At 66.8% G+C, this 19918-nt stretch carries 16 protein-coding genes and 1 pseudogene; 9 read left to right on the plus strand and 8 right to left on the minus strand.

Translation table 11 applies throughout. The annotated features are described in order from the left end of the window. Positions 1-977 (plus strand): annotated as a pseudogene (locus tag TSH20_RS04660) (calcium-binding protein); the annotation flags it as partial. Between the two features lie 296 nt (positions 978-1273). Continuing rightward, positions 1274-3145: a tetratricopeptide repeat protein gene (locus tag TSH20_RS04665; protein ID WP_109073642.1), complete on the plus strand. Its 1872-nt coding sequence runs from the start codon at positions 1274-1276 to the stop codon at positions 3143-3145. Between the two features lie 41 nt (positions 3146-3186). Here the strand turns inward: TSH20_RS04665 and TSH20_RS04670 are convergent, their stop codons facing one another. From TSH20_RS04670 to gmd, 3 genes are read right to left on the minus strand one after another with little or no spacing between them, the layout of a single operon-like run. After that, on the minus strand, positions 3187-3618 hold the full coding sequence (locus tag TSH20_RS04670) for a hypothetical protein (RefSeq protein ID WP_109073643.1): 432 nt from the start codon (positions 3616-3618) through the stop codon (positions 3187-3189). Between the two features lie 47 nt (positions 3619-3665). Next, positions 3666-4661 (minus strand): GDP-mannose 4,6-dehydratase, encoded by a 996-nt coding sequence (locus TSH20_RS04675; RefSeq protein ID WP_109073644.1) that lies wholly within the window; start codon positions 4659-4661, stop codon positions 3666-3668. Positions 4662-4695: 34 nt separating this feature from the next. Next, positions 4696-5751: a GDP-mannose 4,6-dehydratase gene (gmd, locus tag TSH20_RS04680; RefSeq protein WP_247871665.1), complete on the minus strand. Its 1056-nt coding sequence runs from the start codon at positions 5749-5751 to the stop codon at positions 4696-4698. 285 nt (positions 5752-6036) lie between these two features. Between gmd and TSH20_RS04685 the strand changes: the two genes are divergently transcribed. The 3 genes from TSH20_RS04685 to TSH20_RS04695 are packed head-to-tail and all read left to right on the plus strand — an operon-like array spanning position 6037 to position 9698. Further along, positions 6037-7971: a tetratricopeptide repeat protein gene (locus TSH20_RS04685; protein WP_109073646.1), complete on the plus strand. Its 1935-nt coding sequence runs from the start codon at positions 6037-6039 to the stop codon at positions 7969-7971. Positions 7972-8026: 55 nt separating this feature from the next. Beyond that, positions 8027-8785, plus strand: a complete 759-nt coding sequence (locus tag TSH20_RS04690) for a class I SAM-dependent methyltransferase (protein ID WP_109073647.1) — start codon at positions 8027-8029, stop codon at positions 8783-8785. Beyond that, on the plus strand, positions 8778-9698 hold the full coding sequence (locus tag TSH20_RS04695) for a class I SAM-dependent methyltransferase (protein WP_109073648.1): 921 nt from the start codon (positions 8778-8780) through the stop codon (positions 9696-9698). Before TSH20_RS04690 ends, TSH20_RS04695 begins: the two co-directional genes overlap by 8 nt. A 67-nt stretch (positions 9699-9765) precedes the next feature. Here the strand turns inward: TSH20_RS04695 and TSH20_RS04700 are convergent, their stop codons facing one another. Together TSH20_RS04700 and TSH20_RS04705 are read right to left on the minus strand one after the other, a co-directional pair. Further along, a complete protein-coding gene (locus TSH20_RS04700; protein ID WP_109073649.1) occupies positions 9766-10677 on the minus strand; it encodes a hypothetical protein in 912 nt (303 codons plus the stop codon). Positions 10678-10775: 98 nt separating this feature from the next. Then, positions 10776-11909, minus strand: a complete 1134-nt coding sequence (locus TSH20_RS04705; RefSeq protein ID WP_109073650.1) for a glycosyltransferase family 4 protein — start codon at positions 11907-11909, stop codon at positions 10776-10778. A 291-nt stretch (positions 11910-12200) separates the two neighbouring features. Between TSH20_RS04705 and TSH20_RS04710 the strand changes: the two genes are divergently transcribed. The 3 genes from TSH20_RS04710 (at position 12201) to TSH20_RS04720 (ending at position 15490) form a co-directional block, all read left to right on the plus strand. Further along, a complete protein-coding gene (locus TSH20_RS04710) occupies positions 12201-13028 on the plus strand; it encodes a hypothetical protein (protein WP_146205471.1) in 828 nt (275 codons plus the stop codon). Positions 13029-13079: 51 nt separating this feature from the next. Beyond that, entirely contained in the window at positions 13080-13478 is a 399-nt protein-coding gene (locus TSH20_RS04715; protein WP_146205472.1) for a hypothetical protein, read from the plus strand. Positions 13479-13657: 179 nt separating this feature from the next. Then, on the plus strand, positions 13658-15490 hold the full coding sequence (locus TSH20_RS04720) for a tetratricopeptide repeat protein (protein ID WP_109073653.1): 1833 nt from the start codon (positions 13658-13660) through the stop codon (positions 15488-15490). Here the strand turns inward: TSH20_RS04720 and TSH20_RS04725 are convergent. Both TSH20_RS04725 and TSH20_RS04730 read right to left on the minus strand, forming a co-directional pair. Then, entirely contained in the window at positions 15487-16158 is a 672-nt protein-coding gene (locus TSH20_RS04725) for a hypothetical protein (protein WP_109073654.1), read from the minus strand. The genes TSH20_RS04720 and TSH20_RS04725 overlap by 4 nt on opposite strands. Before the next feature lie 28 nt (positions 16159-16186). Next, entirely contained in the window at positions 16187-17356 is a 1170-nt protein-coding gene (locus tag TSH20_RS04730) for a glycosyltransferase family 4 protein (protein WP_247871547.1), read from the minus strand. Positions 17357-17538: 182 nt separating this feature from the next. Between TSH20_RS04730 and TSH20_RS04735 the strand changes: the two genes are divergently transcribed. Further along, a complete protein-coding gene (locus TSH20_RS04735; RefSeq protein WP_109073656.1) occupies positions 17539-18507 on the plus strand; it encodes a GDP-L-fucose synthase in 969 nt (322 codons plus the stop codon). A 95-nt stretch (positions 18508-18602) separates the two neighbouring features. On the opposite strand, the gene TSH20_RS04740 is transcribed toward TSH20_RS04735, so the two are convergent. Beyond that, complete coding sequence (locus TSH20_RS04740) at positions 18603-19865, minus strand: pentapeptide repeat-containing protein (RefSeq protein WP_158281948.1); 1263 nt, start codon at positions 19863-19865, stop codon at positions 18603-18605. Positions 19866-19918: the final 53 nt, after the last annotated feature.

The following is a 19918-nucleotide window of genomic DNA, read 5'->3' on the forward strand; positions in this document are numbered from 1 at the left end:
CCGTGACGGGCATCGACACCCTGACCGGCGGTGCGAACACCGACATCGTCTTCACCGGCACCGCCGGCGTGACGATGACGGCTTCGGGTGTCGAGTTCCTGGTCGGCGGCACCGGTTCGGATGTCGTGACCCTGGGTGCGGCGGGCAACACCGTCATCACCCGCGGCATCGACACCATGATCGGTGGTGCGGGCAGCGACCTGGTGATCCTGGGCGACACCGGCGTCACCATGCGGGCCGAGAGCGGGATCGAGATCATGGTCGGCGGCGCTGGCACTGATAACGTCACGCTCGGCAACGGTGGCAACACCGTCCTGCTGCGTGGCATCGAGACGCTGACCGGCGGTACCGGCAGCGACGTCATCACGCTGGGCAACACCGGTGTGACGATGTCGGTCTCCGGCGTTGAGACGCTGATCGGTGGTACCGGTACCGACTCGATCACGGTCACCAGCGGTGCGGGCATCCGCTTCCTGGGTGGTACCGGCGACAGCCTGTCCCTGGCGTCCGGCAGCGGCACCGATACGGTCGTGTACTCGTCCTTCAGCGACATTGCGTCGCTGGGTGCGAACACCGGCTTCGTCTCGGTCTCGAACTTCCAGTCGGGCACCGACAAGGTGGAACTGACCGGTACGGCCCGGACCGATGCGGACAAGAACAACGATGCCTCGCTCTCGACGGCGTCTGCTGCGACCAACGGCGTGAACATCGGCTCGAACGAGCTGGTGAGCCTGACCTCGGTCGTCAGCGGCAGCCTGACGGATGCCAGCCTCGCCAACTTCCGCACGGCTCTGGGGACGCTGACGAACTCGTCGGCTGGTGCGAGCACGCTGGTTCTGGCCAACAACGGCACCAGCAGCGGCCTGTACCAGGTGGTCGATACCAACGGCGACGGCCAGGTGGCCGCCACCGAGGTTCGCCTGCTCGGCGTCTACAACGGCACGGTGCTCTCGCTCTCCGACATCAACCTCGGTTGATGCCTGGGGCTGTGAGCCCAAGTACCGCGGTAAAGGGAGGGGCGCCCGCAAGGGCGCCCCTTTCTCTTTGTGCGAACTTCCATGGCAAGCGGCGTTTCGAGCCCGTCTTTCAGCGGGAACGGCTCTTCCGGATCGGGAGATCGGTTCGTGTCTGCGCCCGAACCGTCAATCACACGGGAAAAGTCAGAAGCCTGGAGTCGATGCTTCAATAAGCATTCGACAGACTTTAGAGTCGGCCATGGGGCCGCACATGGTGACGGCGACCCGGTTTCGCCTCCACTCTGCTCCGGCTCCCGATGGTCTCGATCCAGGATGCTTTCACCCATGCCCAGCAGCTTCATGCCGCCGGGCACTTCACCGAGGCGGCGGCGCTCGCGCGGGCAGTGCTGCGGCTGGCGCCCGATCATGCCGTTGCCCGGCACATGCTCGGCACCGCCTTGTGCGCGTCCGGCCAAGGCGAGGAGGGGCTGGGTCACATCGGCACGGCCATGCTTCTCGATCCGGCTCAGCCGGTCTACACGGTGAACCGAGCCATCCTGCTCCAGTCCCTTGGCCGCAGAGCCTATGCGGCGGCGGCCTTCCATCGCGCCTTGCGGCTGCGGCCGGCCGATGCCCGGCTGCTCGACGGGCTGGGAAGCTGTCTGGGCGACCTTGGTCGTAATCGGGAAGCGCTCGTTCCCTTCAAACACCGGCTGGCGCTGGACCCCGGCATGGCGGAGGCCTACCGCAAGGTTGCCATCGTGGCCCAGCGCGACGGCCGGCTGGAAGAGGCGCGACCGGCCTACCGCCGGGCTTGGCGGCTGGGTGGAGGAGACGGGCTTTTGGTGCGCGAAGCGCTGAGCTTGCCGGTCATTCCCCGCTCAGTGGCTGAGATCGAGGAAAGCCGCTCCCACTGCGCCGAGGTGCTGCAGCAGGCGCGCGAGCACGGCCTGTGCATCGCCGACCCCATGCGCGAGGTCGGAGTCACCTCTTTTTTCCTGTCCTATCATGGGCTCGATGATCGTGCCTTGAACAGTGAGCTGACCGCCTTGTACCGGGAGGCTTGCCCCTCCCTGCTCTACACCGCCGCACATTGCCGTGAGCCTGCCAGGGAGGAGGACAAGGCCGGACGGCGGCTGCGCGTCGGCTTCGTCTCCGATTATTTCTACAACCACACCATCGGCATGCTGAACGAGGGGCTGATCGAGCGGCTGTCGCGTGAGCGCTTCAAGGTGGTGCTGTTCTTCACGCCGGGGCCGGAAGACAACCTGCGACGCCATCTGCGCATGGTAGCCGACCGGGCCGTCGACCTTCCGGGCGATCTCGATGCCGCAAGGCGGATCATCGCCGAGACGCGGCTGGATGTCCTCTACTACACCGACATCGGCATGTCGCCCTTCACCTACTTCCTCGCCTTTTCCCGGCTGGCGCCGCTGCAATGCCTGACCTGGGGGCACCCGGACACCACGGGCATTCCCACCTTGGACTGCTTTTTGAGCTGCGACGCGATGGAGCCGGAGGATGGCGAGGCCCATTACAGCGAACGCCTGGTCCGCCTGCCCGGCCCGACCGTCCGCTACCGGCGCCCGCATCTGGACGAGCCGCGCAAGACCCGCATCGATTTCGGCCTGCCTGCCGCGAGCCGGCTCTATCTCTGTCCGCAGAGCCTGTTCAAGATTCATCCCGACTATGACGAGGCGCTGATCGCCATTTTGCGGCGGGACCGTGACGGCATCCTCATCTTCGTCGATCCGCGCGGCCAAGGCGCCGCGTTGGTGCGGCGGCTGGCCGCCAAGGGGCCCGATGTGGCCGGCCGCATCCGCCTGCTGCCGGGGCTGGCGGTGGCGGATTTCATCGCCTTGACCGCCGACGCCGATGTCATGCTCGACCCGTTCCATTACAGTGGCGGCAAGACAAGCCTGGAGGCCCTGGCTTTCGGCACGCCAGTGGTGACCTGGCCCGGCGCTTTCATGCGCGGACGCCACACCTTGGGCTTCTACAAGCTGATGGGGCTCGACGACTGCGTGGCGAACGATCCGGCCGATTATGTCGACCGGGCGGTCCGGCTCGGCAGCGATCCGCTGCTGCGCGCCCAGGTCCGGCAGCGCATCCTCGAACGATGCGGCGTCCTGTTCGACGACGACACGTCGATCCGAGCGATCGAGCGCTTTTTCCAGGAGACGGCCTGACCGCAACGCGGCCAAGCCGTTCGGCCGGCTGGGGATGAGGGTCAGTGCGCGGGCAGCGCCGACAGGCGGTCGGCCATCCGCAGGACACCCTGGGCCAGCCGAACGATGGCGGGAGAGCCGATGAACAGCTCGCGCAGGGCCGCCCCTTCGCCGAAGCGCAGCACGAAGCCATTCGGATTGAAGACCACCGCGACCTTGGTAGCGTCCGACAGGACATGCTGGGTGCGGCCCTGGAACACGGCGTCCAGGATCGACCGAGCGAACTCGCGGGCGTCCTCCACGTCCAGGCAGGCGATCTCCGGCCCCAGCCGGCTTTCGTTGAACAGGAAGACGCCGTCCAGCCGCACCGCGCCGTCACCCTCCGGAGTGTCGCCTTCATGCAGGGCGATGTGGGACAGGAACTTGCCGTCCGGGAACAAGACGGTGCGGTCGTCCACCTCGATGTTGATGACGAGCTTGCTCCTGGCCGACATGGGACGGGCTTTCTCAAAAAAGGCTGTGGAGATCGGCGGCTGGCTTCTCAGGCTGTGGCCCGGCGTGCCATTTCGGCGTCGGCCAAGCCGGTGACCACCTGGGGCATACGGCGCTCGGCGCGCCATCCCAGCAGCCGTTCCGCCTTGGCGGAGTTGCCGACGCTAAACGCAATGTCCGACGGGCGCAGCAGGTCTGGATTGCTGCGGACATGGCGGCGCCAGTCCAGCCCGAAGCAGGAGAAGGCTTGGGCGACGAAATCCTCCAGCCGGCTCGCCTCGCCGGTGGCGATCACGAAGTCCTGCGGCTCGTCCAGGGTCAGCATGCGGGCCATGGCATCGACATATTCCGGGGCCCAGCCCCAGTCGCGGGCGATCGACAGCATCCCCAGCTCCAGCACCTCCGCCTTGCCCTCGGCGATGTCGGCGGCGCCGCGGATGATCTTCTGGGTGACGTAGCGGGTCGGCCGCAGCGGCGATTCATGGTTGAACAGGATGCCGGAGCAGGCGAACAGGCCGTAGGCCTCGCGGTAGTTGGCGACCGCCCAGAAGGCGGCGGCTTTGCCGACGCCGTAGGGGCTGCGGGGGTGGAAGGGAGTGGCCTCGTCCGCCGGCGCTTCTGTGTTGCCGAAGCACTCGCTGGAGCAGGCGCTGTAGAAGCGGGTATCCAATCCCAAGAAGCGGATCGCCTCCAGGATGTTGATGGTGCTGGAGATGGTGCTGTTCAGCGTCTCGACCGGCTGGTCGAAGGACAGCCCGACCGAGGCCTGGCTGGCGAGGTTGTAGATCTCGGCCGGTTGGGTGCGGGCGATCACCTCGACCACGCTGCGGAAGTCGGTCAGCACGGCCGAATGCAGGACCACCCGGCCGAAGATGCCGAGCCGGTGCAAGTTGGCGAAGCCCGCCATCTCACGGTCGCGCGAGGTGCCGTGGACCGCATAGCCCTTGCCCAGCAGCAGCTGGGAGAGATAGGCGCCGTCCTGGCCCGAAACGCCGAAGATCAGGGCGGTCTTCGGTTCGACGCGGGCCGTTCCTCCGATGGTCATGGGATAGCGCCTTAAGCGGTCACGGATGGCGGCGTCAGCGGTGGTCGCCGCCGTCGGCGAGCAGGCGCATGTCGGATTCGACCATCTCGCGGACCAGATCGCGGAAGGCGGTGGTGTGGGTCCAGCCCAGCTTCTCGCGCGCCTTGGAGGGGTCGCCCAGCAGCAGGTCGACTTCCGTCGGGCGGAAGTAGCGCGGATCGATGCGGACCACCACCTTGCCGGTCTTCTGGCAGATGCCTTCCTCGTCGACGCCCTCGCCGCGCCATTCGATGCCGCGGCCGACATGGCCGAAGGCCAGCTCGACGAACTCGCGCACGCTGTGGGTCTCGCCGGTGGCCAGCACGTAATCGTCGGCCTCGTCTTGCTGCAGGATGCGCCACATCCCCTCGACATAGTCCCGCGCATGGCCCCAGTCGCGCTTGGCGTCCAGGTTGCCCAGATACAAGCAGTCCTGCGTGCCGGCGTCGATGCCGGCCACCGCCCGGGTGATCTTGCGGGTGACGAAGGTCTCGCCGCGGGTCGGGCCCTCATGGTTGAACAGGATGCCGTTGCTGGCGTGCATGCCGTAGGCCTCGCGGTAGTTCACCGTGATCCAGTAGGCGTACAGCTTGGCCGCGGCATAGGGGCTGCGTGGATAAAACGGCGTGGTCTCGCGCTGCGGCGTCTCCTGCACCTTGCCGTAGAGCTCTGAGGTGGAGGCCTGGTAGAAGCGCGCGGTCTTTTCCAGGCCCAGGATGCGGATTGCTTCCAAGAGGCGCAGCGTGCCGATGCCGTCGGCGTTGGCGGTGTATTCCGGCGTCTCGAAGCTCACATGCACATGGCTCTGGGCCGCCAGATTGTAGATCTCGGTCGGCTGCACCTGCTGAACCAGCCGGATCAGGTTGGTGCTGTCGGTCAGGTCGCCGTAATGCATGAAGAAGCGCACGCCCTCCTCATGCGGGTCGCGGTAGAGATGCTCCACCCGGCCGGTGTTGAAGGAGGAGGAGCGGCGCTTGATGCCGTGGACGATATAGCCCTTCCCCAGCAGAAGCTCGGCAAGATACGCGCCATCCTGGCCGGTGGCGCCGGTGATGAGGGCAACTTTGCGCAAAGGACCGACCCTTGATCTGTACGGCGTTGATGATCGGGCACTATCCTCAAAGGATCCGGGCAAGGCAAGGGGCGTTGCACCATGATCCCAGAGAAGGCACGGGGACAGTGAAGCCCCTGCATGTGACATCGCCGGGGAATAGAGAAGCCTTGGTGCGGCATGAACGGAGTTGAAGCGCCTATCGCGGAACGATAGGGTGCGCGCCGAACGGGCCGGCCATCCCCGGTGGCCCCGGTCGGGTGCGACTGCGGGGCCGGGGCCGGGGGCCGCACAGCACGGATCGTCATGGCTACCGTTGCCGAAGCATTGCAGATCGCCGTTGGATTCCAGCGTGCCGGCCGCCTGGACGAGGCGCGCGGGGTGTATCTGCGCATTCTCGAGGCCGATCGGCGCAATGCCCACGCCCTGCATCTGCTGGGGCTGATCGAACGGCGCCAGGGCCGCCGGGAGAAGGCGCTCGAGCTGATCCGTGCCGCTCTCGGCATCGCGCCGGATATGGCGGACGCCTCCTGCAATCTCGGCAGCACCCTGTCCGAACTGGGGCAGGTCGATGCCGCCGCCGCCGCCCACCGCCGGGCGATCCTGATCGATCCGGGGCTGGAGGGCGCGTATTCGGCCCTTGCCTCCCTGCTGGGCGGGCGCGGCGGTCCGCGCGACTGGGAGACCGCCGCCGTGGCTTTTCGCCGCGTGCTGCGGCTGAACCCCGGCCGTGCCGATGCCTATCATGACCTTGGGATCGCGCTGCGCCAGAATGGGGCGGTGGAGGCGGCGCAGGCAAGCCAGCGTAACGCGCTCATCCTGCAGCCGGACTTTGCCGACGCCCACGGGAAGCTCGGGAACATCCGGCTCGAGCTGGGCGATCCGGCCGGTGCCTTGACCTGCTTCCGCCGCGCGCTTCTGATCCAGCCGGGGCAGGGCAACACGCTCTACAACCAGGGCAATGCCCAGCATGCCGCCGGGCTGGCCGAGGCGGCGGTCGACAGCTATGCCGGTGCCGCGCGTGCCGGTGTCACCCTGGCGCTGACCCGGCTGGCTGACGTGCTGACCGACCTCGGCCGCGAGGGCGAGGCGGAGCAGGTGCTGCGTCTGGCGCTGATCCGGCCGGGCAGCGACGTGCCCGGCGCCATCGACATGCTGTCGGCCCTGCTGGCACGCCAGGGACGGTTTGATGAGGCCCGGCGCTTCTTCGCCGACTACCGCTATCCCCACGCCGCCACTCCCGATGCCTTCCACATCGACTGCCTGACCGCCGTCGCCGAGAACTGGCTGGCTGCCGGCGAGGTCGACCGCGCGGTGGAGGTTCTGGCCGGCGTGCACGGCCATGGCAGCCGCTTCTTCACCGTGAAATCGATCGCCGGGTTGAGCCAGGTTCTGGCCCGGCAGGGCAAGCGGCTGGAGCGGCCGGCCAACCCCGATCCGTCCGCGCCGCGCATCTGCTCCTCCACGCTGGCCACCCATGGGCGCTTCGCCCACAATGTTCTGGAATATGTGCTGCTGCGGCTCTACGCCGAGACATTCGGCTACCGGCTGGAGACGCCGGACTGGGTCGGCGGCTATTACTTCGACCTCGACGATCCCCGGCCTTCTGGCGGGCTGAAGCCGATGCATTTCGCCCGGCGCATCCTGAACGACCTGGTGACCGGGCGGCGCGACGACCCGCGTCCGGACGTCGACATCCTCTCGCCTTTGTTCTTGTTCGAGCATCGCGAGGAGTGGCGCGAGCGGGTGCAGTCCTGGCTGCGGCCGCGGCCGGACTGGCTGCCCCATGTCGATCCGGTGATGCAGGCGCTCAAAGACCGCGGCGACACGGTGGTGGCGCTGCACATCCGGCGCGGCGACTTTGTCTGGTTCCGCTACACCATCACCGAGACCGCCTGGTACGTCGACTGGCTGAAGGGGCTGTGGCCGACGCTGGAGCGGCCGGTGCTCTACATCGCTACCGACGACCCGGCCACCATCGCCGACTTCGCGGAGTTCGCCCCGGTCTCGCTGGACGATCTGGCGAAGGACGGGGCGGTGCAGCCCTGGCAGGGGTTGGAGTTCCTGCAGGACTTCCACGTGCTGATGAACGCCGACGTGCTGGGCGTCAGCGCCCAGAGCGGCTACAGCCAACTGGCGGCGTTGCTGAACCGCAACGCCCGCCTGTTCGTAGAGCCGGATGCGGCGGCGCGGCGGATCAGGCCCTATTCCCCCTGGACGGCGTCGTCCAAGACCCCTTAAGACCACCATCATCACGACCAAAGCGACGCCCTCGACAGGGCGGAAGGGCAGCCCCATGGATCTCGCGACCAAGGAATTCTACGACGACTTCTGGCCCCGTTTCGTGCCGATCTACGACGAGACCAAGAAGTATATGCTGGAGACGCTGACCGAGCGGCAGATCGGCCGGGCGCTCGACGCCGGCTGCGGCCACGGCATCTGCTCGGTCATCCTGTCGGAAATGGCGGAGCAGGTGGTGTCGGTCGACGTGTCGTCGGACAGCCTCGCCACCGCGCGCCAGCAGGCCCAGCGCTTTGGCCGCGACAACATCGCGTTCCACCACCAGGATCTGCAGGAGCTGGACCCGAACCTCGGTCCGTTCGATCTGGTCTGGTGCTGGGGCGTGGCGATGATGGCGCCCGACCCGATGCGGGTGATGCGCAACCTGATGGCCGTCACCAAGCCGGGCGGCACCGTCTATCTCGGTCTCTACCTGAAGACTTGGCTGTCGCCGGTGCATGAGGGCGTGCGCCATTTCTGCCGCGCCTACATGGACACGCCGGCCCGGCGCAAGCTGGTCGGCGGCTTCTTCACCGGACTGACCAAGGTCGCCTGCATGTTGAAGGGGCAGGAGATCAACCGCCGGGCCGACAACGTGTCGATCCAGGCCCAGGTCGAGGACTGGTACTATCCGCCCTACAAGACCTTCTATTCGATCGAGGAGATCGTGGCACTCTTCGAGCGCAACGGCTTCAAGGCAGACTGCATCCAGGACCGGCTGGGCCGGATGAAGAGCGCCACGATCTTCGTGATCCGGGCGACGAAGAATGCCTGAGGCGGCAGCGGGTCGGCAGGACGGGACGGCTCCTCCCGACTGGGAGGAACTGGGCCGGCTGCTGTCCCGTGGCTACATCGACAGCGGCTTCATCGGCGGCGTCACCCGCGTGCCGGTGAACGACGTCGTGCGCGACATGCTGTCGGAGGCGCGCGCCGACGAGCAGGTGGCGGAGCTGCGGCGGACCGCCGCGGCCGCCGGCGTCGATGCCGACGGATCCCGCATCCTGGAGGTCGGCTCCGGCTGCGGCATGACCGTGGTGCGCGGACGCACCGCCCATGGGCTCGACATCCACGGCATCGAGCCCAGTATGGGCGAGTACAGCTCCACGCTCGACGTCTGCCGCCGGCTGATCGACCATTACGGCCTGCCGGCCGACGCGGTGCGCGACGCCACCGGCGAGGCGATCCCGTTCCCCGACGCCAGCTTCGACATCGTCTATTCCTCCAATGTGCTGGAGCATGTCGGTGACCCGGCGGCGGTGCTGGACGAGGCGCTGCGCGTGCTGAAGCCGGGCGGGCTGCTGCTGATCGTCGTGCCCAACTACGGTTCCTGGTGGGAGGGGCATTACGGCATCCTATGGCTGCCGCGGATGCCGGCCGGGCTGGCCAAACTCTATGTCCGGCTGTTCGGTCGCGACCCGGTTTACGTCGATACCCTCAACCTGATCGACCGCCCCTGGTTCGACCGCTGGCTCCGCCGCCATCCCGACGGGCTGGAGGTGCTGGACTGGGGCTGGGGCGTCTTTGAGCAGCGCCTGCGCACGCTGGGCTTCGGCGATTGGGCGGCGCTGTCGGTCGCCAAGCGCATCGTCACCTTCGTCCACCGCTCCGGCCTGCTGGAGCCGGCGATCTGGCTGGCCCGGCGCCTGCACTGGGAAACGCCGATCATCTTCGTGGCGCGCAAGAGATAAGCGGGAGGCAGCGCATTGGCAGGCAGGCGCCCCGCCCCCCGCCAATGCGCCGTCTGCCAGCCATCCGTCAACCGGCCGGCGAGCCGTCGGGCACCACTTGGGGGAAGGGCGACAGCAGGCTGCGCTGGACTGTTCCGCCCTGACGGCAGCGGATGTCATGCCATTTCTGCGACAGCGCCGCTCCCGTGACGTGCATCACCTCGATCCGCCGGGGCAGGGGACCCGGCGACACGAAGACACCCTCCTCCCGATCCCATTCCGGAATTTTGGAGCTGCACACCCAGTTGAATTCCGCCGGCAGGCGGACAGCCGTCAGGTTTTGGTTGTAGATCAGGAAGTTCAACGAAGCCTGGTCGCAGTTGAGAAAGCGGGCGCGCATGACGCACTCGCTCATTTCCCGGCTCCATTCGCTCCACAAGCGGCTTTCGGCTCGGGCGGCGAAGACACCTGCATTGTGCACCGGCAACATGCTCAGGATGTCGCCGGTCTCCTTGCCGTAGCAACTCTGATAGATAAAGCGATGGCTGGCGCGGGACGCATCGTTGGGGCGGTACAGATACTCGAACGTGTGGTGAAGCTCGGGGACGATCGCCAGATCAGCATCCTTGGCCGCTTCCAGGTAGGCCCTGACCGATTTGCCGGACTGTATCCAGGTATCCGCATCCATCCAAATGTAATGGCTGTATCCGGGAAACATGGAAGGAAGGAAGGGGCGCGCGGTCAGGCACTTCATATGCTGCGGCAGTTTCGCGATGTTGAGGCTGTCCATGAAGGAAAATCCCCACCCGACTTCGGCGGATTTCACCCCGATTCTTTCCAGCCTTGCCTTCTGCTCCGACGCGAGACCCGCATCGATCACGACGCAATCAATGTGGCGGGTTTCCTCGAAATACTTCAAAGCTCTCAGGAAGCTCCACTGCACCTCAAAGTATTTCTGGTCGGATCCCGTAACGATTAGCGGGTTCATATCGGGCGACATGGAATCGTTCTTTCCTCAATACGGATCGCTTCGGTGGCGATCGCATGGATGCCGGATGGCGCGGTGGCCATGTCAGGCGAGCCGGAACCTGCTTTCCGTCAGCGCCCCGTCCGGTAAAGGGCTATCAGCGACTTCCATTCCAGAGCCCGGTTCTCCCAGCGGTAATTGGCGGTGATCGCCTGCCGCTGGTGCTGAAGCGAAGTGCGGAGATCCGCGCCGTCGCTGTTGCGCCACTGCCTGATCTTGGCAATGAGCGCGGCCGTGAAGGCCACTTCGAAGCTGTCGCCGCCCTCGCCGTAGGGGATCATGGTGGCGAAGCCGGCCGTGCTTTCCGGCAACGCGCCGCGGTCCGTGCAGACGAGGCTGCAGCCGGCGGCGAGCGCCTCAATGGGGGCGATGCCGGAGGTCTCTTCGAACGCGGTGGGGTAGGCGATGACGGCGGTGTCCAGCAGCCGCTCGGTCAGGCGGGCATGGGACAGAGGGCCGCGATAGTCGACACCCTCCATGGTCATGCCGCTGAGCCGGCGGTGGATGGGGTCGTCCCCCTGCGCGATGCCATAGATCGACTGTCCGGAATAGACGGCCAGCGTCGCGGTCGGGCATTCGGCTTGCACCGCCGGCCACAGTTTCAGCAGCGTTTCCAGCCCGCGGGTCGGTGCCGAGACATAGGCCACCTCCAGCGCCGCCCGTTTGGCGTCGAACAGCGCCGCCTCGTCGTCGCGCTGCCGCAAGACGAAGGGGTTGCAGGCGTTGCGGATCACATGACACCGCTCGGCCGGGATGGTGTCCTTGAACTTTTCCAGAAAAACCCGCTTTTGCCATTCGCTGACAAACACGATGCCGTCGGCGGAGCGCGCGTGGTCGGTGTCCAGATAGTGGGCCAGGCATTTCAGGTCGTGGAACCATACATCGTGCTGGATGTGGACCCACAGGAAGACAGGCACGGCGGGGAGGAACCGCTTCACCGCGGTCACGTTGTTGGCGTTGTTGCTGACGATGATCGCCTCGATCCCGTCCAGGTCCGCGGCGGTGACCTTGGTGCAGTCGACGACCCTGACCCCGCTTCGCCGCGTGCTTGGTTCGCTGGCGATGGCGAGCAGGATCTCGTGCCCCTCAGCGGCGAGGCTGTCGGACAGGTAGATCAGCGACGAGGCGATCCCGCCCATTCCTTCCGCTTCGCTGTAGGCATCGCTCGCCTTCGTCACATGGGAGTCGATGATGAGGAGCTTCATGGGTCGGACAGCCTTTTCGAAAGGACACGGGCGGAAGGCCCGCGAGTTATAGGCTGCCTGCCTGCCGGTTTCATAGCGTCTCCATTAGCCGGCTGAAGGAGCGAGCAGGGAGCCGGCGGAGGGTGCTTCATGTTGAAAAGGCGGGCGGACTGTCCGAAATTGGCGCCCTCTTCCCCGAACCCCACCCTCCGCCGTGACTGGTGGGGGCGACGACCTCCCGACAGTCACGCCGATCGATGCGCCGGCACCTTCAGTTCACCGCCCCGGCCAGTTCGAGTCCCTGCTGAGGCAGTGCGTCCACCGGCTGCCGTCGATCCGGCGGATGCCAATCAATGGTTCATCCTGGCCCAGGGGCTGGAAGGCGTCAGGTGGGACGGGCAGGCGTTTCGCCTTGCGCGCCCAGCGATGGCCCTGCTCTCCGGCCAGCCGGTGCTGCTGCGTTTTGCCGCGGCGCTGTCGAAGTGCCTCAACCAGCTGGACGAGGCGAAGGACGGCTATGGCGAGCTATCCCGCCTTCTGCCCGGCGACCAGGAGGCCCTGGCCGGCCTGGCCGAGATCGAGAGCCGGCAGCGCATCCTGAACGCCCCCCTGCGCGTCCGGGCGGAGCCGAAGAGGGCGCCGTCCGATCCGATCACCGTCAATCTGCTGTACAAATGTTGGGACCAGTTCTGGCTGCGGCAGACCCCCGGCGGTACTGGACGCTGGAGGAACCACCAGTTCGTCGCCAACCGGGAGGAAGGACGGTCGGATTGGGTGGTGGTCTACGAGGTTCTGGATCGTCCCAGGATGGTGACCTGCCGGCAAGGAAAGCTCGTCCAGGCGACCGGAGAGCCGCCGTCCCTGTCCCGCTGCTGCCGTGGCTCCCTGGACCAGTTCGATCTGGTCGTCACCTTTGCACGAGGATCTGCTCCATCCCCGCGTCCTGCCGTCCCAGGTTCCGCTGCCCTGGCACATCGGGCTGTTCGGTCCGGAGGCATGGCCCGGATCGGGACCCATCGATTACGACCTGCTGTCCAGCGTGACGGGGAGTGGACAAGGCTTTCGCCGTTTCCGCCATTGTGTCCGACAAGGTGGTCACCGAAGGGCATCTCGCCCGCGCACAATTCCTGCGGCAGCTGAAGGCCCTCATTGGAGACAAGTTGCATCTGTACGGACGGGATTGCTGCGAGTTTGCCAACAGATGGTCCGCCGCCCCTCCGTAAAAAATTCCATCTGTACATAGAAAAATATCAAAGCGATCGTTGCTGGACGGAAAAGCTTTCTTACGCTTATCTCGGTCGGCCCATTCCCATCTATCATGGATGGATGAAGATCAGGGAAGCGCTCATCCCATCGACCTTCTGCGAGATCGACATCCGTGGCCCAGAGGCGTCATGCCGGCGCATCATGGACTTCATGAAAATGCACAGGGACACCGATGTCTCGGCCCTGCTGGCACGGCAGCGCGCCGCCGTCCTGAACGGCCACAACATGTTCAACCGTCTGGCCGAGATCTGTGCCGATCCCATGAGCGACAGCTGGCGTCAGGTGACCCTTCATCCCGAAATCTCTTTCCAGAAAGGCCGCTGAGGGGCTGGCCAGGGGCGGCCCCCAAGTTAGTCCCCAGGGTCGGTCCTGGGTCGATTGACCGGCCAATTCCGCCTGTGCTATCCCGCCGAAACCGCCAAAGGTCCGACAAGGCGCCGTTTCTTTGCCCCGTTTCCTTTATCCAAGCGCCTCTCCCCACCTTTTCCGGTCAAGGCCACGCCATGGAACAAGACACCGCCCGCGCCATCGACCTTTACAAGGCCGGACACAGCGGAGAGGCGCTGATCCTGGCGGAGCAGGTGCTGCGCGACGATCCCGCCGACCGCACCGCCTTGAATCTGGCAGGCGTCATCCTGTTCCAGGCCGGCCGGCTGGACGAGGCGGAGCGGCGGCTGCGTCAGCTGCTGGCGCGTGAGCCGCTGTTCGCGCAGGCCCGGATCAATCTGGCCGTGGTGCTGCTTGCACGCGGTGCCCAGCAGGAGGCCACCGCCCAGTTCCGTGCCGTCTGTACGCTGACGCCCGAGGACGCGGACATCCAGGGCCGGCTCGGCAACCTCCTGCACGGGTTCGGCGACTATGACGGGGCGAGGCGTCACCTGGGCCATGCCGCCCGGCTGTGTCCCTCCGATCCGGACCGGCAGGTCCCGCTGGCGGTGACCCTGCTGTCGAGCGGCGCCTATGCCGAAGCCGTCGAACTGCTGACCCCTGTCCTGGCGCGGCATCCCGGCCATGCCGATGCCCGCACCCGTCTGGCCGGTGGTTGGCTGTCGCTCGGCCGCCCGGACTTGGCGGAGGAGACCCTTCTGGCTGCCGGACCCGGCGTGGACGGCAGCAAGCCGGCGGTCGAGGAGTCCTCGGCGATGCTGGAGCGTGCCCGGCTTTACCGCCAGATCACCGAGGAGGCCGGCCAGCCCCACACGCCCGACGGGCTGCTGGTGCGGGCACCCTTCTCCGTTCTGTCGGGATATGGCGATTTCGCCCAGCATTTCGTGCGCAGCCTGATGGAGTGCGGGACGACCCTGCGGCTGGCGGGGCTGACCGGGGCGGAGAGCTGGCGCCCGGCCTTCGCCGACCCGATCCTGCAGGCGGCGGCCCGGAGGCTCGGCGATCCGGTGCGGGCGCGGCTGGCGCTCAGCATGCTGACCCCGCTGCTGGTCGAGCCGGTCCCCGGTCTGCCGACCGTCAACTACACCATGTTCGAAGGGCCGCGCATCCCGACGGCCTGGGCCGCCTGCAGCCGGACGCACGAGATGGTCATCGTTCCGACCGACTCCTCGCGCCTGGCCTGGATCGCCGCCGGCCATCCGGAAGACCGCATCCGTGTCTGTCCACCCGGCATCGCCCCCCATCCGGCCGATGCGGCGGCACGGCCGTTGGCCGTCGCCGGTCCGCGCGGGCGGGATGTGATGGATTACCGGGTGCGGGTCCTCAACATCTCCGACTTCGTGGCGCGCAAGAACCTGGACGGGCTGCTGCGGGTCTGGCTGCGCGCCACCCGCGCCGGCGACGACGCGATTCTGATCTTGAAGGTGGGCAAGGGCGGATCGGCGCTCGCCGGCGAGATCCGCCGCCTGGTCGACCGCTGCATCCACGCCACCGGCCGCCGGCTGGAGGAGGCCGCCCCCATCGTTCTGCTGACCGATCGCTATGACGAGGCGGCGCTCGCCGGCATCTATGCCATGGCGACCCACTATCTCAGCCTGTCGCATGGCGAGGGCTGGGACCTGCCGATCACCCGGGCGGGCTGCCTGGGCGCCGACCTGATCGCCCCCCGGCACAGCGCCTACACGGCCTATCTGGATGACCGCGTCGCCCATCTGATTCCCTGCGCCACCGGCCCGGCGCTGATGCCCTACAGCAGCGACTATTACCCGCCCTTCCACGGGCTGGACTGGTGGCACCCGGACGAGGACGCCGCGGCCGACATCCTGGCCCGCGTCATCCGCGATCCCGAGGGCGAGCGCCGCGACGCCGCCCGCCATCTGATGGACAACTTCACCTGGGATGCCGCCGCCCGCCGCCTGCTCGACGCGCTCGATGGGGTGGGGGGCTAATCCTCGTCCAGAACGAAACGGCGGCCGTGCAGGGTCAGGCAGGGGCGGATGCCTTCGTACCTGACGCTGCGCAATGCTCGGAGGCGGCGGTCCAGCTCTTCCGCACCGATGTCCGGCGGCAGGGTGCGCAGCGCGTCCAGCGCCTTGGCCGTGCAGCGGCGGCTCTGGTCCCAGGCAAGCTCCGCGCGGGGCAGCGGCCGGCCGGTCGCCGCCAACTGCGGCGCCAGCATCACGAACAGCTGAACCAGCGCCGTATGGGCCTGGTCGATCAGCCAGACCGGATCGGGATCGGCGGGCAGGGCGAAGCCGAGCGCGCCGACGATCGGGCCGGCATCCACCCGCTCGACCATCTCGTGGGCGGTGACCCCATACCGCGTCGCTCGGTCATAGAGCGCGAAGACGAAGGGGTAGCGGCCGGGATAGGCGGGCGGGGCGGGGGGGAAGTTGTAGGAGGGGCCGGAGACCCGCCGCAGCAGTTCGGCCGGCACCACGCAGTTGGTGCGAAAGGCGACGAGGCGGTCGACCTGCCTGCAGCCCGCCATCGCGGCTTCCAGCTGGGGGCGGTCGGACGCCGTGATGACGGTCAGGTCGCGGTTGGCGCCGGCGAGAATGGCAGCGAGATGGCGCGCATCCTCCGGCTGGCACAGCAGGACCAGGGTGGCGGGCATGCCTGGACTTCCTCCCTCGCCCCCGGCCTCACTGCGTGGCGTCGACGAACGCCTCGGCGAAGGCGCGCCAACTGCGTTCGGTGCGGATAAAGGCCTTGGCGCGCTCAGCCCGCGCCTTGGCGGCGGCACGGTCGGTGTAAAGCCGTTCCAGCGCCTCCACCAGTTCGTCGACCGAGGATTCGCCCCAACCGAAGCGGCTGCCGTCGCGGTCGGCGACCGGAACCTGGTGGTCGAGCGTCAGGCACAGATCGCCGCCCTGGGTCGGGCTCTTCAGCAGGTCGCGGTGGCCGGTGTTGTTGGACAAGACCACCGGCACGCCGCAAGCCATCGCTTCCATGGCGACGAGGTTGGTGGCGCCTTCGCAGCGGTTGGGAAAGACGGCGGCGTGGCAGTCTGCCAGCACGCCGGCGATCTGGTGGCGGCCGAGGAAGCCCAGATCGACGAAGCCCTCCTCGTCGGCACCGTTCTCCATCGCCCAGCTCTTCACGTCGATCATGTTGTTGGGCAGGACCCGCGGCGGCTTCGCCGCCAGCGGCGATTCCGCCATGGTCATGCCCACCTCCGGCCAGGCGTTCTGCCAGGCGGTGACCAGCAGGGCGTCCGGATGGCGCTGACGGAAGCGCAGGAAGGCGGCCAGCACGATGTCCTGGCCCTTGCGGAACTCCAGCTTGCCGCCGGAGAAGATCACGAAGCGGTCGCCAAACCGGCCGCTCGGTTCGGCTTCCACCATCTCGGTCGGGTCGATGCCCTGGAAGGCGAGGCCGACATTGTCGAAGCCCCAGATCTCCAGAAGCTGTTTGTTGTAGGTGGAATGCACAACGATGCGGTCGTACTGGCGGGCGCGGGCCATCACCTCGGGCGTGAAGCGGGTTTCCTCATAGGCGATGACGCCGATGTTGCGCCGGCCGCGGAAGCGCGACGACGGGCCGCCGGCAGTGAAGCCGTTGCCCAGCGCGTGCAGGACGTCGAACTCCTTCAGCAGCAGCATGTGCCCCTTGGCGTTGTCGGCCATGGCGGCGACCTGCTGATAAGGTGCTTCCAGCGGCTGCAGCCTGGCGCGGTTTTCCAGACGCAGGGTGCCCATCAGCGGCTTTTCGAGCAGCAGCGGCGGCCGGCCCTGGTCGGCGAGGTAGAGGGCGGTGTGGACACCCACCAGCCCCCAGCCGTGGACCTCCGTGAGCTGCCAGGTGAAAGCCAAGTTCGGAATCATGATGGGAACCCCAATTCTGGGCGCAAGTCCGGCAGTCCAAGCGGGCGCCAAGGGGCCGGAAGATCCCGCGCCGGGCCGGCGCTTGTCAAGTCGGGCGGAGCGGGCTGGATTCCCTGTCCGCCCGATGCTACGACACCACACGGCTTTTCATAGCGGCATGGGGCGCACGGGTGCAGACGGAATCGCTTTTCTCGCTAGAGGGCAAACGGGTCTGGGTGGCGGGGCACCGCGGCATGGCGGGGGCGGCCATCGTCCGCCGGTTGGAGCGCGAGCCGTGCGACCTGATCACCGTCGGCCGCGACCGCGTCGATTTGCGCCGCCAGGCGGAGGTCGAGGAGTGGATGGCCGAAGCCAAGCCGGAGCTGGTCTTCGTCGCCGCCGCCACCGTCGGCGGCATTCTCGCCAACTCCACCCGCCCGGCCGAGTTCCTCTACGACAACCTGGCGATCGAGACCAACATCATCCATGGCGCCTACCGGACCGGTGTGAAGAAGCTGGTCTTCCTCGGCTCGTCCTGCATCTACCCCCGGCTGGCCGCGCAGCCGATGCGCGAGGATTCCCTGCTGACCGGCCCGCTGGAGCCGACCAACGAGTGGTACGCCATCGCCAAGATCGCCGGCATCAAGATGTGCCAGGCCTACCGGCGCCAGTATGGCTGCGACTTCATCTCGGCGATGCCGACCAATCTCTACGGCCTGAACGACAATTTCGACCTGCAGGGCGGCCATGTCGCCGCCGCGCTGCTGGCCAAGATCCACCGCGCCAAGGTGGAGGGCCAGCCCTTCGTCGAGCTGTGGGGGACGGGCGCGCCCAAGCGCGAATTCCTGTTTGCCGACGATCTGGCCGACGGCCTGGTCTTCCTGGCCCGGCAGTATTCGGACGAGCCGCACGTCAATGTCGGCACCGGCATTGAGGTGTCGATCCGCGAGTTGGCCGAGCTGATCCGCGACGTCGTCGGCTATGAGGGCGAGTTCCGCTACGACAGCTCCAAGCCGGACGGCAGCCCGCGCAAGCTGATGGACGTCAGCCGGATGAGAGAGATGGGCTGGACCGCCCCCACGGGCTTGCGCGACGGCTTCGCCGCCACCTACCGCTGGTTTCTGGAAACCGTCGACCGCGGCGCTCTGCGGGGGGGGTGAGCGCGTGTCCAAGTGGCGGCCCAGGCCACACTGCCGGACCGTCTGCTGCCTTCGTCAGACCAGCAGCCACCCAGCCTCCGCATGCCGATATTCCGCTACCGTTTGACGCCAATCGCCCCGCGGAAGTCGGCACCGGTGAGGTCAGCGCCTCGCAGGTCGGCGCCGGTGAGATCGGCATCGGTGAAGATGGCCCCGCACAGAGTGCAGCCTCGAAGATCGGCACCTTGAAGATCGGCCTGTGCAAAGGTCGCCATGCGGAAATTTCCACCGGACAGGTTGGCGTCGCCAAGATCGGCTTCGGCGAAGTTTGTCGGCCAATCCCGTGTGGTGAGGCCGGTGGTGATCACCATCGGAGAACAGTCGATCTGTGCAAGCGTCGCGTTTCGCAAGGTTGCGCCGCCCTTGAGGTTGGCTCCCCGGCACACGGCATCGGCAAGCTCTGCCTGCATGAGATTGGCATAGGACAAATCCGCCATGGTGAAGCAGCAGCCGTGCAGGCGGCTGTCCATCAGCATCGCGGACTGGAAGTTGGCGGCCGAAAAATCCGTCCCCGCGAGGTCCACGTCGCGCAGATCGACCCTGGACAGATCGGCCTGGGCGCCGTCTGCTCCTAAGGAGGCGACCCATCTGGCATGGGATCGGATGATCTCCTGGATCGACTGCTCCAGAGACTCCAGCCCACGCGGCAGGCGGGCCTTGCGCACATCGGCCTTCATCATCGCGCCTTGGGCGATAACGGTGGTGGTGAGGTCAGCATCGGCGAAGACCGCCCCGTCGAGTATTGCGTTCACCAGCAACGCGCCTTGCAGGTTCGCGCCGACGAAGCTGCAATTGGACAAGTCAGCGCCAGTGAAGTTCACCTTGCGCAGGATGCTGCCGGCAAAGTCGGCGCCGTTGAGCCTTGCGTTTGAGAAGTTCGCGTTGCTGAGATCGGTTCCAGCGCTGATGCTTTTGGAAAAACGGGCTCCTTTTGCCTGAACATTGCGAAACATCGCCCCGGCCATCCGGGTGGTGCCGTCCTCAGACCACGCCCGCGTCAGCTCGGAGCCCTGCTTGGTGAGCAGGACCCCCTCCCGGAAATCAGCAAAATCGAGGATCGCTTCCGACAAGTTGGCGCTTCGCAGACGGGCCCCCCGAAGGTCCGCCTTCTCCAGCTTGGCATGGCGCAGGTCGCAGTTGATCATGCTTGCGCCAAACAGATTGACCTCGGCCAGATTGGCACGAACGAAGCGGCTGCCATCGAGCATGGCACCGGTCATCTCCGCCCCCATCAGCAGCCGGCCCGAGAATTCAAGGCGGTCGGCTCGCTTCATGGCAAGACTGAGCCGCTGTCCCCCCTTTGCCTTTTTCAAGAACAAGAGGTGACTCTCCAAAAGCTCGACGAGGCGTGGCTGAGATATCCGCTCGGATA

Origin of the sequence: Azospirillum sp. TSH20 (assembly GCF_003115935.1) — a bacterium.
GTDB lineage: Bacteria > Pseudomonadota > Alphaproteobacteria > Azospirillales > Azospirillaceae > Azospirillum.